Origin of the sequence: Streptomyces sp. UW30 (genome assembly GCF_008042075.1) — a bacterium.
In the GTDB taxonomy this organism is placed as follows: Bacteria; Actinomycetota; Actinomycetes; order Streptomycetales; family Streptomycetaceae; genus Streptomyces.
The window spans coordinates 1,633,861-1,648,506 of record NZ_RDBN01000037.1 but is presented as its reverse complement, the minus strand read 5'-3'; the positions used below and the strand labels follow the sequence as shown (position 1 = coordinate 1,648,506).

General features: G+C 70.9%; 12 protein-coding genes and 2 pseudogenes. 11 read left to right on the top strand and 3 right to left on the bottom strand.

What is annotated here, in order from left to right:
• Positions 1-19 precede the first annotated feature (19 nt).
• The gene (locus EAO75_RS26265) at positions 20-1,366 is read left to right on the top strand and encodes an esterase-like activity of phytase family protein (RefSeq protein WP_147997478.1); all 1,347 of its coding nucleotides are present in this window, start codon (positions 20-22) and stop codon (positions 1,364-1,366) included.
• A gap of 88 nt (positions 1,367-1,454) precedes the next feature.
• On the opposite strand, the gene EAO75_RS47610 is transcribed toward EAO75_RS26265, so the two are convergent.
• Together EAO75_RS47610 and xylA are read right to left on the bottom strand one after the other, a co-directional pair.
• Positions 1,455-1,676, bottom strand: a complete 222-nt coding sequence (locus tag EAO75_RS47610; protein ID WP_147998079.1) for a hypothetical protein — start codon at positions 1,674-1,676, stop codon at positions 1,455-1,457.
• A gap of 533 nt (positions 1,677-2,209) precedes the next feature.
• Positions 2,210-3,376, bottom strand: a complete 1,167-nt coding sequence (gene xylA / locus EAO75_RS26255; protein ID WP_147997477.1) for a xylose isomerase — start codon at positions 3,374-3,376, stop codon at positions 2,210-2,212.
• 170 nt (positions 3,377-3,546) lie between these two features.
• On the opposite strand from xylA, the gene xylB reads away from it, so the two are divergent.
• The 7 genes from xylB to adh all read left to right on the top strand — a co-directional run bounded on the left by xylB (position 3,547) and on the right by adh (position 12,749).
• Entirely contained in the window at positions 3,547-4,992 is a 1,446-nt protein-coding gene (xylB, locus tag EAO75_RS26250; protein WP_147997476.1) for a xylulokinase, read from the top strand.
• Positions 4,993-5,006: 14 nt separating this feature from the next.
• A complete protein-coding gene (locus EAO75_RS26245) occupies positions 5,007-6,215 on the top strand; it encodes an ROK family transcriptional regulator (RefSeq protein ID WP_147997475.1) in 1,209 nt (402 codons plus the stop codon).
• 313 nt (positions 6,216-6,528) lie between these two features.
• Entirely contained in the window at positions 6,529-8,025 is a 1,497-nt protein-coding gene (locus EAO75_RS26240) for an APC family permease (protein WP_147997474.1), read from the top strand.
• On the top strand, positions 8,022-9,032 hold the full coding sequence (locus EAO75_RS26235) for an acetamidase/formamidase family protein (RefSeq protein WP_147997473.1): 1,011 nt from the start codon (positions 8,022-8,024) through the stop codon (positions 9,030-9,032). The genes EAO75_RS26240 and EAO75_RS26235 overlap by 4 nt, the downstream gene beginning before the upstream one ends.
• A 75-nt stretch (positions 9,033-9,107) precedes the next feature.
• A complete protein-coding gene (locus EAO75_RS26230; protein ID WP_147997472.1) occupies positions 9,108-9,707 on the top strand; it encodes an N-acetylmuramoyl-L-alanine amidase in 600 nt (199 codons plus the stop codon).
• Between the two features lie 83 nt (positions 9,708-9,790).
• Positions 9,791-11,104: a GAF domain-containing protein gene (locus tag EAO75_RS26225; protein ID WP_187284577.1), complete on the top strand. Its 1,314-nt coding sequence runs from the start codon at positions 9,791-9,793 to the stop codon at positions 11,102-11,104.
• Positions 11,105-11,225: 121 nt separating this feature from the next.
• Positions 11,226-12,749 carry an aldehyde dehydrogenase gene (gene adh, locus EAO75_RS26220; protein WP_147997471.1) on the top strand — a complete coding sequence of 508 codons (1,524 nt, stop codon included), beginning with the start codon at positions 11,226-11,228 and terminating at the stop codon, positions 12,747-12,749.
• Positions 12,750-12,815: 66 nt separating this feature from the next.
• Here adh and EAO75_RS26215 read toward each other — a convergent pair.
• Positions 12,816-13,371, bottom strand: a pseudogene (locus tag EAO75_RS26215) (XRE family transcriptional regulator).
• Between the two features lie 139 nt (positions 13,372-13,510).
• On the opposite strand from EAO75_RS26215, the pseudogene EAO75_RS47605 reads away from it, so the two are divergent.
• The 3 genes and pseudogenes from EAO75_RS47605 to EAO75_RS26200 form a co-directional block, all read left to right on the top strand.
• A pseudogene (locus EAO75_RS47605) lies at positions 13,511-13,648 on the top strand (SAM-dependent methyltransferase); the annotation flags it as partial.
• Positions 13,649-13,696: 48 nt separating this feature from the next.
• On the top strand, positions 13,697-14,197 hold the full coding sequence (locus EAO75_RS26205; protein ID WP_147997470.1) for a DinB family protein: 501 nt from the start codon (positions 13,697-13,699) through the stop codon (positions 14,195-14,197).
• Positions 14,198-14,222: 25 nt separating this feature from the next.
• The gene (locus EAO75_RS26200) at positions 14,223-14,636 is read left to right on the top strand and encodes an alpha/beta fold hydrolase (RefSeq protein ID WP_261989407.1); all 414 of its coding nucleotides are present in this window, start codon (positions 14,223-14,225) and stop codon (positions 14,634-14,636) included.
• The last annotated feature ends 10 nt before the right edge of the window (positions 14,637-14,646 follow it).

Here is a 14,646-nt window from a genome sequence, read left to right as displayed (position 1 = left end):
TGGTCCTCAGGAGGCCCGAATGTCCCCGCACGCCACAGGCCGGCGCCGCGCCCACCGTTTCGTCGCCGGGGGCGTCCCCCTCGCCGTGATCGCGGCGCTCGTGGCCGCCGGGCCCGCCATCGGCGCCGGGGACGGGCACGGCGACGCGCACGTCGTGCGTACGGCCACGCTCGGCGACATCCCGCTCGGCGCGTTCAGCAACGCGTTGCTGCCCGGCAGCGTGGACAACGACCGGGGGGTCGATCTGGGCGGGATAGGCAGCGACATCTACCCTGCCGGCCGCAAGGGCGAGTTCTGGACGGTCACCGACCGCGGCCCCAACGGCCAGATCAAGGTGGACGGCACGAAGCGCCGTACCTTCCCCGTGCCGGGCTTCGATCCGGCGATCGTGAAGATCCGGGTGACGGGAGACACCGTGAAGGTGCTCGACGCGATCCCGATCACGACCGCGTCCGGAAAGCCCGTCACCGGGCTGGCGAACCAGAAGGGGCGCGACGAGGCGCCGTACACGTATGACGCGCGGACTCCGCTGACGTACAACCCCAACGGGCTGGACACCGAGGGCATCGTGCGGGCCGCCGACGGGAGTTTCTGGCTCGTCGACGAGTACGGGCCCTCCCTGGTGCACGTGTCCGCGCGCGGGAAGGTCCTCACGCGCTATGTGCCCGAGGGACTCGGCCTCACCGGCGCGGACTACCGGGTCGTGGAGGCACTGCCCTCCGTCCTGCTGAACCGGAAGGTCAACCGCGGCTTCGAGGGGCTCGCCCAACTGCCCTGCGGCGATCTGGTGATCGCCGTGCAGAGCCCGCTGTCCCTGCCGGACACGGATGCCGGCGAGGCGTCGCGCACCACGCGGCTTCTGCGCTTCTCGCCGAAGAAGAAGGCGGTCACCGCGGAGTACGCGTACCGCTTCGACCCGGTGAACGTGGTGGACCCGAGCGAGGACGACACCTCCGAGCTGAAGATCTCGTCGGTCGTGGCCGTGGGCGGGAACCGGCTGCTGGTCGAGGAGCGGACCGACAAGGCCGCGCGGCTCCAGCTGGTGCGTCTGGACCGTGCGGCGAACATCCTCGGCAGCCGCTGGGACGACGACACGACGTCCCCGTCGCTGGAACAGCTCGACGACCCTGCGGCGTCGGGCGTGCCGGTGCTGTCCAAGCGGCTGGTCGTCGACCTGGGCAAGGTCGCCGGTGTGCCCGGGAAGATCGAGGGCGTCGCGCGCGTGGACCGCGACACGCTGGCCCTGATCAACGACAACGACTTCGGGATGACGGACGGCGCGGACGCGTTCGACGCCCAGGGCCGGCTCGTCGACAGCGGTATCGAGACGTCCGTGGTCTACGTGCGCCTGCAGCACGGCATCTGACGGCCGATCAGGGCACCTGGTTCGCAGCGGCAGGTGTGCGTGGCCGCCGGGGAGCGGTACGCGCGCGTGCCGCTCCCCGCCGCATGCTCTAGGGCAGTTCATCCGCCAGCGACGGGAGCAGCGACTCCAGGTCGCTCGGAAAGCCGCTCGGCAGTTCGGTGGGGAAGCCCGACGGCAGTGACGTCGGAAGTTCGCTCGGCAGCTTGCTGGGCAGCTCGGTCGGGATGCTGAAGGACGGCCTGGGTGAACCGCTCGTGCTGCGCTGTGCGGGCGGGTTCTCGTCGGGCGAGTCGTCGCTGCCCGAGACCATCAGAACCACGGCCACAACGGTTCCGACGACCACGATCGCGGCGAGCAGGATGAGGAGGGGATTGCGCCGTCGGCCCGGTCCGCCGCCTCCGTCCGGTTGCTCCGGAGGGGGCCAACCGCCGTACGGGGGCGGGTCGTTGTCCCCCGGAGGGGGTCCGTAGCCTCCCGGGGTCCCATATCCCCCGGTCGCCCCGTAACTGCCTGGGGACCCATAGCCCCCTGTGGTCCCATGGCTCCCTCCCGTCCCCTGCCCGGGGCCGAAGCCCTCGGGAGGCGGTCCGAAACCGCCGCCCGGAGGCGGCGTGTCACCCGGCGGTCCTGGCGGCTGAGGAGGTACGGGCGGCATGGCCATACCGTCCAGAGTCGCCGCGTCCGGGGCGGGGCGCGACCCCCACGGGGGAGTTAATACGGGTTCAAGCCATGGATTGCATGATTCCGGAACATTCCGCGCCCAGAGCGATCATCGAGCCGTTCCGCGTGTGACCGGGTCTGTCGACCTGCAGTCACACGCGGTCGGGCACGCGCGCGTGGTTCTCAGCCGCGGGCACCCAGAAGGTGGTCCATGGCCAGCTGGTCGAGACGCTCGAACGCCATCCCGCGCGCGGCGACCGCCTCGACGTCGAACTCCTCGAAGGCCGTGCGGTCGGCGAGCAGCGTCTTGAGGCCGTCGGCGGCCGTCGGCTGAGCCAGTTCGTTGAGCCGCGAGGCACGCAGGGCCTCCTGGACCTCCGGGTCTGCACGGAAGGCGGCCGAACGCTCCTTCAGGATGAGGTAGTTGCGCATGCAGCCCGCGGCCGACGCCCACACCCCGTCGAGGTCCTCGGTCCGCGGCGGCTTGAAGTCGAAGTGGCGCGGCCCCGCGTAGCCGGCGCTCTCCAGGAGGTCGACCAGCCAGAAGGCGGCACGCAGGTCACCGGCGCCGAAGCGCAGGTCCTGGTCGTACTTGATGCCGGACTGGCCGTTGAGGTCGATGTGGAAGAGCTTGCCCGCCCACAGCGCCTGCGCGATGCCGTGCGGGAAGTTGAGCCCGGCCATCTGCTCGTGGCCGACCTCGGGGTTGACGCCGTACAGCTCGGGGCGCTCCAGGCGCTCGATGAACGCCAGCGCGTGGCCGACCGTGGGGAGCAGGATGTCGCCGCGCGGCTCGTTCGGCTTGGGCTCGATTGCGAAGCGCAGGTCGTAGCCCTGGGAGGTGACGTACTCGCCGAGGAGGTCGAAGGCCTCCTTCATGCGGTCGAGAGCCGCGCGCACGTCCTTGGCGGCCCCGGACTCCGCGCCCTCGCGGCCGCCCCAGGCGACGTACGTCCTGGCACCCAGCTCGGCGGCCAGGTCGATGTTGCGGATCGTCTTGCGCAGGGCGTAACGGCGCACGTCGCGGTCGTTGGCCGTGAACGCGCCGTCCTTGAAGACGGGGTGCGTGAAGAGGTTGGTGGTGGCCATCGGAACGGCCATGCCGGTCGCGTCGAGCGCCTCGCGGAAGCGCTTGATGTGCCCCTCGCGCTCGGTGTCGGAGGACCCGAAGGGAATCAGGTCGTCGTCGTGGAAGGTGACGCCGTGGGCGCCGAGCTCGGCCAGGCGCTGCACCGTCTCGACCGGGTCGAGGGCACGGCGGGTGGCGTCGCCGAAGGGGTCCCGTCCCTGCCAGCCGACGGTCCACAGGCCGAAGGTGAACCTGTCTTCGGGGGTGGGCTGGTAGCTCATGCCGCGGCTCCTTGGTGCGTACGACTATTTCGTCATGGCCGTTTACAAATTAGTATGCGCTCGCATCCCTGGGAAGAGACAAGATGTCTTTGTCACCCGATGTCTCAGTCACCCACGTCCTTGTCGCCTGATCGCTTCGACCCGCAGAGCCGCGGAAAAGGGAGAGCCCGATGTCAGCAGCCGAGGGTCCGCTCGTCGTCGGCGTGGACACGTCCACCCAGTCCACGAAGGCCCTGGTCGTCGACGCCTCGACCGGGCAGGTCGTCGCGAGCGGCCAGGCAGCGCACACGGTGTCCTCAGGGGCCGGCCGCGAGAGCGACCCGCGCCAGTGGTGGGAAGCCCTGTGCGAGGCACTGCGCCAGTGCGGCGACGCCGCTCACGAGGCCGCCGCAGTGTCGATCGGCGGGCAGCAGCACGGCCTGGTCACGCTGGACGACCGGGGCGAGCCGGTACGTCCGGCGCTGCTCTGGAACGACGTGCGCTCGGCCCCGCAGGCCCGCCGGCTGACCGAGGAGCTGGGCGGCGCGAAGTTCTGGGCCGAGCGCACGGGCTCGGTTCCGGCCGCCTCCTTCACGGTCACGAAGTGGGCCTGGCTCGCCGAGAACGAGCCCGAGTCCGTCCGCGCCACCCGGGCCGTACGCCTCCCCCACGACTACCTGACCGAACGCCTCACGGGACAGGGCACCACCGACCGCGGCGACGTCTCCGGCACGGGCTGGTGGGCGTCCGGGACGGAGTCGTACGACGAGGAGATCCTCGCGCACGTGGGGCTCGACCCGGCGATGCTGCCCCGCGTGGTCCGGCCCGGTGAGATCGCGGGCACCGTCCGCGACAGCCACGACCTGCCGTTCTCCAAGGGCACCCTCGTCGCGCCCGGGACCGGGGACAACGCCGCCGCCGCGCTGGGCCTCGGTCTGAGGCCGGGCACGCCCGTGCTGAGCCTGGGTACGTCCGGCACGGTGTACGCCGTGTCCAAGCGGCGCCCGGCCGATCCGACCGGCACCGTGGCGGGCTTCGCCGACGCGCACGGCGACTGGCTGCCGCTGGCCTGCACCCTGAACTGCACCCTGGCCGTCGACCGCCTCGCGACCCTGCTGGGCCTCGACCGCGAGGCCGTGGAACCCACCACCGGCCTCACACTGCTGCCCTACCTGGACGGCGAGCGCACGCCGAACCTGCCGAACGCCTCCGGCATCCTGCACGGCCTGCGCCACGACACCACCGCAGGCCAGCTCCTCCAAGCCGCCTACGACGGTGCCGTGCACGCGCTGCTCGGCGCCCTGGACCTGGTCCTGGACGACGACGCGGACCGATCCGCCCCGCTGATGCTGATCGGCGGCGGCGCCCGGGGCACCGCCTGGCAGCAGACCGTACGACGGCTGTCGGGGCGCCCGGTGCAGGTCCCCGAGGCCAAGGAACTGGTCGCGCTCGGCGCGGCCGCCCAGGCCGCCGGCCTGCTGACCGGCGAGGATCCGGCCGCGGTGGCCCGGCGCTGGAACACCACGCGCGGGCCGGTCCTGGACGCCGTGGAGCGGGACGAGGAGACGCTGGCCAGGATCAGCGGGGTACTCTCCGACGCGGCCCCGCTACTGGCGCGGGCCACCGAAGCTCACTGAGGACTGACGGAGGCATGACCGCACCGCTGCACGAGGCCCACCCGACCGGCGCCGGGCGCGCGCTGCCCAACACGCAGCAGGGCATGCGCCGACGCAATCTCGCCCGGGTGATGCACACCGTCAGCGCCGAGGGTCCGCTCTCCCGGGCCGCCGTCGCCTCCCGTATCGGGCTGACGCGTGCGGCGGTGTCCACTCTCGTCGACGAGCTGATCCGCTCGGGGCTGCTGGAGGAACTCGGTCCCGAGCGGCCCGGCCGGGTGGGCCGTCCCGGGTCGGCGCTCGCCGTCAGCGGGCGTGGTCCGGCCGGGATAGGCGCCGAGATCGGCGTCGACCATCTCGCCGTGTGCGCGGTCGATCTGCGTGGCGAGGTGCGGTCCAGGGCGGTACGGCACGGCGCGAACCGGGGCCGGGACCCCGAACCGGTGATCGAGGAACTCGACGAGCTGGTGCGCCGGGTCGTCTCCGAGGCCGAGCGCGAGGGGCTCTGGCCCGCCGGCCTGGCGGTCGCCGTGCCGGGTCTCGTGGCGCGCGACGCCCGTACCGTCGTGCGCGCCCCCAACCTCGACTGGCGCGACACGGACCTGGCCGACCTGCTCCGGACGGACTACCCGCTGACCGTGGGCAACGAGGCCGACTTCGGCGGCCTCGCCGAACTCTGGCTCGGTGACGGCACACCGCGTGACTTCCTGCACGTGTCGGCGGAGATCGGCATCGGTGCCGCGGTCGTGGTGGACGGGATGCTGCTGCGTGGAACGCGTGGTTTCGCGGGCGAGTTGGGCCATGTGCCCGTCGAGCCGTACGGCCCCGAGTGCCCGTGCGGGGGGCGCGGATGTCTGGAGCAGTACGCCGGCGAGGAGGCAGTGCTGCGGGCGGCAGGGCTGGAGCCCGGCGAGGACCGCGTCGGGCTGCTGGCCAGGCGTGCCGCGGAGGGCGACGAGGACGTACGGCGCGCTCTGCGGGACGCAGGAACGGCGCTCGGTATCGCGCTGACGGGCGCGGTCAATCTGCTGGACCCCGAGAGCGTGGTGCTGGGCGGCGCGCTGGCCGGGCTCGCGCCCTGGTTGCTGCCGTCGCTGGAGGCCGAGCTGGACCGGCGCACCGCGGGGCCGGCGTGCCCGGTGTCGGTGTCTCGGCTGGGGCCCGAGGGGCCGTTGCTGGGGGCTGCGCACTCCGTGGTGCGCGGGGTGCTGGACGATCCGGTGGTGGTGGCGGAGCGGGGCTGATCGCAGGCCTCGGATCGGCAGGATTCCAGGACGCGGACGGGCCGGAGCACAGGCCTCGGACGGGCCTGATCCCAGGGCATGGACGGTCTGCTCTCGGGGCACGGTCGGGCCTGCTCTCAGGACGCGAACGGGCCTTACTCCAGGGCGAGTTCACTCGTGTGAGTGAGGGAGTTATCCACAAGACCGCGGCTGTCCACGGAAACCAGGCGCGCTCTTCTGCCCAACCCGCCAGCGCCGTACCGTGATTCACGCGAGGCGCAGCCGTCGAGTCACGACGACGCGTGACGCATCGGCGTGAATGAGGGGGATTCACATGTCGGGGGAAACTGCGGAGCTCGGGGCCACGGGGTTGCGGCGCGACGCGATCGGATTGCGCGAGGTCCTGTTCCAGAGCATCACGGCCATGGCGCCGGCCGCGGCGGTCGCGGCGTCCATTCCGTCGGGCGCGGCGTTCGCGGGCGGGAGCCTGCCGCTGTCGGTGCTGATCGCGTTGGTGGCATGCCTGTTCACGGCGTCGTGTGTCGCCGAGCTGGCGCGGGAGCTGCCGGCCGCGGGCTCGGTGTCCACGTACGTGGCACAGGGGCTGCATCCCGCCGTCGGCTTCCTCGTGGGCTGGGGCTATGTGTTCGTCGAGGCGCTGGTCCCGCCCCTGCTCCTGCTGCAACTGGGCTTCACCACGGCGGGCACGCTGCATCAGGAGTGGTCCTCCTATCCGGCGGACCTGTGGTGGCCGTGGGCGCTCGCGGGTGCCGCGGTCATAGCTGTCTCCGGGTATGTGGGGGTGCGTGCCTCGGCGCGGTTCGGCACGATCCTCGGTGTCTTCGAGGTGCTCGTCCTGCTGGTGTTCGCCATCTGGCTGATCGGCAAGGCGGGCGGGGACAACACGCTGTCGGTGTTCGGGACGTCGCACACCGCTGAGGGCTACGGGGGCGTCACCGGCGTGTTCGCCGGGTCGGTCTACACGGTGCTCGCGTTCGCCGGGTTCGAGGCCGCGGCCCCGCTGGCCGAGGAGACGCGGGACCCACGCCGCACGATGCACCGCGCGGTGCTGGGCTCGGCCCTCGCCATCGGCCTGTTCTACGTGCTCACCACCTACGCCATGAGCGTGTACTACGGCCCGGACCGCTTCGAGGAGTTCGGCGCGTCCGGTGCCGCCTCCTGGGAGGGTGTGGCCCGGGCGTCGTTCGGAATGTTCTGGGTGCTGGTGTTCCTGGCCGTGGTGAACTCGGCCATCGCCAACGCCAACGCGTGTGCCAACGTCTCCACCCGGACCGCGTTCGCCCTCGCCCGCATCCGCGTCCTGCCCCGCTTCCTGGCGATACTGCACCCCAAGTACCGCTCGCCCGTCGCCGGTATCGCCGTACAGAGCGTCATCGCGGTCACAGCCGTGCTGGGGCTGGGGTTCGCCTACGATCCCGTGACGGCGTTCCTGCTGCTGGCCACGGTGATCGTCACGGTCGTGATCGGCGTGTACATCATGGTGAACCTCGCCTGTGCCGGTTACTTCCTGCGCCGCAGGCGTGAGGCGCTCAAGCCCGTGCGGCATCTCCTTCTGCCCCTCCTGGGCATCGTCGCGTTCGTGCCCGCACTGCTGACCGCCGCGGGGCTGCCCGTCTTCGACTTCGTCTCCGAGCTGACCGCGCCCGTGTCCTACGCGGGATCGGTGGTCGGGGTGTGGATGGCGACCGGGGTCGTGGTCCTGGTCGTGCTGATGCGACGCCATCCCGGGCGCATAGCCGAGACCGCCCGCGTCCATCTCGACGACCCCTCCCCCACCGGCCTTCCTCAGAACGGAGCAGTGCAGCGATGAGCGACCCGCGGATCCTGACCGTGCGACCCGAACCCGGCGAGTTCGCCTGGACGTTCGGCGGCGCCCCGCCCGTGGCGCGCATCGCGCCCGGCACGGTCCTCGACCTGTACACCGAGGACTGCTTCGCCGGACGGGTGCGGTCGGAGAAGGACCTGGTGTCCGAGGTATGCGAGTTCCCGTACCTCAACCCGCAGACGGGGCCCTTCCACATCGAGGGCGCGCAGCCCGGTGACACGGTCGCAGTGCACTTCGTGTCGATCGAACCGGCCCGGGACTGGGCGGCGTCGACCACGGTTCCGTTGTTCGGCGCGCTCACCTCGACGCACACCACGGCCACGCTCCAGCCGCCCCTGCCGGAGACCGTCTGGATCTGGCAGCTCGACCGGGACCGACGTACGGCGTTGTTCCGGGCCCACGACAGTGACATCGAGGCCGAGCTGCCCATGGACCCTATGCACGGCACCGTCGGGGTGGCTCCCGCCAATCTGGAGGTGCGCTCGGCGCTGGTGCCCGACGCGCACGGCGGGAACATGGACACGCCGGAGATGCGGGCGGGCGTCACCTGCTATCTCGGGGTGAACGTCGAGGGCGCGCTGCTCAGCCTCGGCGACGGGCACGCCCGGCAGGGAGAGGGCGAGACCTGTGGGGTCGCGGTCGAGTGCGCGATGAACACCGTGGTGATCGTCGAGCTGCTCAAGGGGCTCGCCACACCGTGGCCGCGCATCGAGTCGGACACGCACATCATCTCGACGGGCTCGGCGCGGCCGTTGGAGGACGCGTTCCGGATATCCCAGCTCGACCTGGTGCAGTGGCTCGTGCGCGACTACGGGTTCAGTGAGCTGGACGCGTACCAGTTCGCGACCCAGGCCGTCGAGTCACCGCTGGCCAACGTGTGCGACACCAACTACACGTGCGTGGCCAAGATCCGCAAGCAGTGGCTGCCGGCGGGCGAGACACACCGCGGTGTGCACGCGCGGCTGCGGGAGACGGCGGCGACACTGCGCTGAGCGCCTGCGTCCGCTGTCCGACGTCCGACGTCCGCCCCGACGGACAATCACCAACGCTGAAAGGCAATTCCCCTCTTGGAACGCGCAAGACCACGCTTCACCCGACGGCAGATCCTGCAAGGCACCGCCCTCGCCGCCGTCCCGTACGCCCTGCTCCCCGAATGGCGGGCCGGAGCCCACATCCCGGGGCCGGACTATCCGCTCGCCGAGTGGCAGCCGGCGAGCACCGCCAACTACACGGTGGCGAACCGTCCTACGTCCCATCCCGTCGATCGCGTGATCATCCACATGACACAGACCAGCTACCCCAACTCCGTGTTCCTCTTCGAAAACCCCAAGAAGCGGGTGTCCGCCCACTACGTCGTCCGGTCGGCCGACGGGCACACCACCCAGTGCGTTCGCGAGGCCGACATCGCCTGGCACGCCGGGGACTGGGACCACAACATGCGCAGCATCGGCATCGAGCACGAGGGCTGGATCGACCGGCCCGAATACTTCACCGACGTCCTGTACGAGACGTCCGCCCGCCTCACGGCGGTGATCTGCGCCAGGTACGGCATACCGAAGGACCGGGCGCACATCATCGGGCACTACGAGGTGCCCGGAACCGACCACACCGATCCCGGTCCGCACTGGGACTGGACGCACTACATACGCCTGGTCAACGCCGCCTGAGGGCTCGCACATCTGCGCCCATCGGGCCGTCGTTCGGGTGCCCCTCGTCGAAAAGGTTGTCCGCGCGCGTACCCGGAGTGACGATGTCCCCAGCCGCATTGCTTTCCGGGGAGGCCGAGTTGACCGATCCGTGGGTGGCTCTCGAAGCGGGGGCCGACCCTGCCGAGCGCGTACGCGCGCTGCGCCGTGCGCATGAGACGTTCACCGAAGTGGGCACCGTGCCGAAGCCGGTGCGTGCCGTGGTGGCCGACTCGTGGCGGCGCTCCGCTCGGGCCGGTGTCGGTCCGGACGGCACGGCGTGCGTGGAACTCGCGGACGGCGATCTCGGCGCCTACCGCGCGGAGCATCCGCTGGCACGGGTGATGCCGCTGTTCCGGGAGCTGCTGGGCACGTTCGCCGTCGACGGGGAGCATCTCCTCGCGGTGTGCGACGAGCACGGCAGGCTGCTGTGGGTGGAGGGCGATGCGACGACCCGGCGCAGGGCAGGGCACATGAACTTCGTGCCGGGTGCGCGGTGGGCGGAGAGCGCGGTCGGGACGAACGCGCCGGGTACGGCGGTCGCCGTGGACCGGCCGGTGCAGGTGTTCGCGGCCGAGCACTTCATCCGCCAGGTGCAGCCCTGGACCTGTGCGGCGGCGCCGGTGCACGATCCGCGGACCGGGCGGGTGCTCGGCGCGGTGGACATCACCGGCGGTGACGGGCTCGCGCATCCGCACAGTCTGGGGTTCGTGCAGGCGGTGGCGCGTGCCGCGGAGTCCCATCTGGCACTGCTCGCTCCGCAGTTGCCCGCCGCGGACAGGCCAGAGCTGTCGGCGCTTGGCCGCGACGAGGCGACGCTGCGTATCGGTGGCCGCCGCGTCCGGCTCAGTCGCAGGCACAGCGAGATCCTGGTGCTGCTGGCCCGCCACCCGGAGGGGCTGACCGGTGACGAGTTGCTGTGCGCGTTGTACGAGGACGAGTCGGTCACGCCCGTGACCCTGCGGGCGGAACTGGCTCGGCTGCGCCGGATACTCGGGCCCGGCCTGCTCGCCTCGCGGCCGTACCGGCTCACGGTGCCGGTCGAGTCGGATGTGTCGGTCGTCGAGCGCCGCCTGGAGACGGGCGCGATCACGGGCGCGGCTGCGGTGTACGCGGGTCCGCTGCTGCCCGGCTCCCAGGCACCCGCGGTGGTGCGGCTCAGGCGGCTGCTCGCCGACGGTCTGCGCACGGCGTTGATCGCCCGCCGCGACCCCGACCTGTTGGCCGACTGGGCGCACGCGCCGTGGGGCGAGGACGACCTCGACATATGGCGGGCGCTCGCGGTCGTGCGTCCGACGTCGGCGGTGCGGTCGCGGCTGGCCGCGCTGGAGTCCGAACTCACGGCACCGCCCGCGCGGGAGCGCCGTCCGACACGCTGACCGATCCACCGACACTGATGGAATCCCCGGCGCACGCAACGTACTTGCAACCTCTCCGTGCCTAGCCTCGCGCCGAGAGCTGCCCAACGGCGGGCAGCGCTTCTTCGGGAGGCAGAGCAGTATGACCCGTTACGCGGCGCCCGGCACCGAGGGTGCGATCGTCTCCTACCAGGCGCGCTACGACCACTTCATCGGCGGTGAGTACGTGCCGCCGATCCGGGGGCAGTACTTCGAGAACCCGACGCCGGTGAATGGGCAGCCGTTCACCGAGATCGCGCGGGGCACGGCGCAGGACGTGGAGCGGGCGTTGGACGCGGCGCACGCGGCCGCCCCGGCGTGGGGCCGGACGTCGGTGACCGAACGCGCCGACATCCTGCTGAAGATCGCCGACCGGATGGAGGCGAACCTGGAGAAGCTGGCCGTCGCCGAGAGCTGGGAGAACGGCAAGCCGGTACGGGAGACGCTGGCGGCGGACATTCCGCTGGCCATCGACCACTTCCGCTACTTCGCGGGCGCGATCAGGGCGCAGGAGGGGTCGCTCGGCGAGGTCGACGACGACACGGTGGCGTACCACTTCCATGAGCCGTTGGGCGTGGTCGCGCAGATCATCCCGTGGAACTTCCCGATCCTCATGGCGACGTGGAAACTCGCTCCGGCGCTGGCGGCGGGCAACGCGGTCGTGCTCAAGCCGGCCGAGCAGACCCCGGCGTCCATTCACTACTGGCTGAGCCTGGTCGCCGATCTGCTCCCGCCCGGCGTGCTCAACATCGTGAACGGCTTCGGTGTGGAGGCGGGAAAGCCGCTGGCGTCCAGCCCCCGGGTGGCCAAAGTGGCGTTCACCGGTGAGACGACGACCGGCCGGCTGATCATGCAGTACGCCTCCGAGAACATCACCCCGGTCACCCTCGAACTCGGCGGCAAGTCCCCGAACATTTTCTTCGACGATGTCTGGGCGGCGAACGACGACTTCCGGGACAAGGCGCTCGAGGGGTTCACGATGTTCGCGCTCAACCAGGGCGAAGTGTGCACGTGCCCGTCCCGGGCGCTGGTCCAGCGGGGCCACTACGCCGAGTTCATGGAGGCGGCGATCGCCCGGACGGAGCAGATCAAGACCGGCCACCCGCTCGACACGGACACGATGATCGGCGCCCAGGCCTCCAACGACCAGTTGGAGAAGATCCTCTCCTACCTCGACATCGGCCGGCAGGAAGGCGCCCGGGTTCTCACGGGTGGCGAACGCATCGAGCACGACGGCGAGTTGAAGGGCGGCTACTACGTCCAGCCGACCATCTTCGAGGGCGACAACCGCATGCGGATCTTCCAGGAGGAGATCTTCGGACCGGTCGTCTCGGTGACGTCCTTCGACGACTTCGACGACGCCATCAAGATCGCCAACGACACGCTGTACGGCCTCGGGGCGGGCGTGTGGACGCGGGACATCAACACCGCGTACCGCGCGGGCCGCGCGATCCAGGCGGGCCGTGTGTGGACGAACTGCTACCACGCGTACCCGGCGCACGCGGCGTTCGGCGGCTACAAGGGGTCGGGCATCGGCCGTGAGACGCACAAGATGATGCTGGAGCACTACCAGCAGACCAAGAATCTTCTGGTGTCGTACGCGCCGAAGAAGCTGGGCTTCTTCTAGAGACCGAAAAAGGGCGCCTGACCTGGGTGTATGCCCGTCAGGCGCCCTTCGCAGCGCCCGCTGATCTCACCGCCGACTCCCGGCCTGCGGCGGTCGATGAGGGTCGGTGCGTACGTGCGCCCGCACCCCTTGCAGGCCGAACAGGATGAGAAGCTCAACCACGCCGCCGTCGGCGCTGCCCAGCCAGTGGGGCAAGGACGTGTCGAACTCGGCTGCCTCACCGGGCGCCAGCGTCAGGTCGCGCTCGCCGATCACGAGCCGCAGGCGTCCGCCCAGCACGTAAAGCCATTCGAAGCATCTTGAACGCGTGCACCCCACCCGGTCGCCGGGACAGGGGCACGAACGTCATCCCGAACCGCCTGATCGGCTTGAGGTGTATCCGGGGGTCGCCATGGCGCGGGGCGCCCACGAGGTCGTCCAACGGGACGTCATAGGTACGGGCCAGCGGCAGCAGCAATTCCAGGCTCGGCCGGCGCTGCCCGCTCTCCAGCCGGGACAGAGTGCTCTCCGACACGCCGGTCGTCGCCGCGAGGTCGGCGAGGGTGATGCCGCGCGCACGACGCAGCGCACGAAGGCGCGGCCCCACCGCGTCGAGCACTTCGCCGTCCGTCTTGCGATCCATCAGGCCATCTTGCCGTTACCGCAAGATTTCGTGCCAGGTCGTGGGGTGCCCGGCAAGACTCTGTGCATACCGACACACGGAGCCTTGATGAGCACCAGGATCCCGGCACCCGCAGCCCCGGGCCCGACGCCGGCGGTAAGTCGCCGCGGGTATCGACCTGGCCCTGCAGACATGGACAGTCGAGCAAGCCGACGCACCCCGGCGGATCGCGTCCGGACCGGACGGGCGTATCGCCGAGGTCACCGACCACGTCCTTCTCATCCGCCGCACCGCCTGACACGGCGGCCGGCGCCGCTCCCGCCCCCGTCAATGAAGGGAGACCACGGTGCCCAACACCACGCGCCGCAACCGCCGCCGCGACACCCCGCCGCCCCGGACCGGAAGCAGCGAGACCGAGGTCCTGCGCGGGTTCCTCAACTACTTCCGGACCTCGATCGCCGCGAAGGTCGAGGGCGCCGGCGAACCGCAGGTGCGAACAGCGGCAGTGCCGTCAGGCACGAACCTGCTCGGCCTGCTCAACCACCTGACTTTCGTCGAGCGCTCGATGTTCCTCGGGGATGACATCACCGACTGGCAGGCGACATTCCAGGCTGCACCGGCGGACAGCGTGACCGATGTCGTCGCCCGATATCGGGACGCGGTCAAGCGCGCCGACGACGTTCTCGACGGGTGCCCCGATCTCGGCGCGCCGGTCCCCCGACCGCAGCCGGGCCGCCCCGCTCCCAGCATCCGTTGGGCACTCACCCACATGATCGAGGAGACCGGCCGACACGCGGGCCACGCGGATATCCTCCGCGAACTCATCGACGGCGCGACCGGTCGCTGACCCACCATCTCCAGGACGGGAACACATGATCACAACACCACGGCCGTTGGCGCGCCGCTTCCTTCCGTCCGCGCACACGGCGGCAACCATCATGCTCGGTGGCACAGCGTTCGGTGGCGCCTCTGACCGGTCCCCGTTCACCGGCGCCGAGATCGACGAGTACGCACGAACGTACAGCCGGCCCAAGGTCCTGTCGGGCGGCTTCGAGCTCTACCGCGCCCTCGACAAAGACGTCCGCGACACCGTGGAAGCAGCACCGACACGTGTCCCGGCCCTGCTCATGACCGCCCAAGGGCAGCTCAACTCGATCCGACGCACTGTGTCCCCGCGCATGACCAACATCGTGCGGGCGGTGGACGTGCCGCACGCCGGGCACTGGCTCGTCGAGGAGAACCCCCAGTTCGTCACCGCCGAGCTGTTGCGTTTCCTCGACGGATGACCACGCCGCC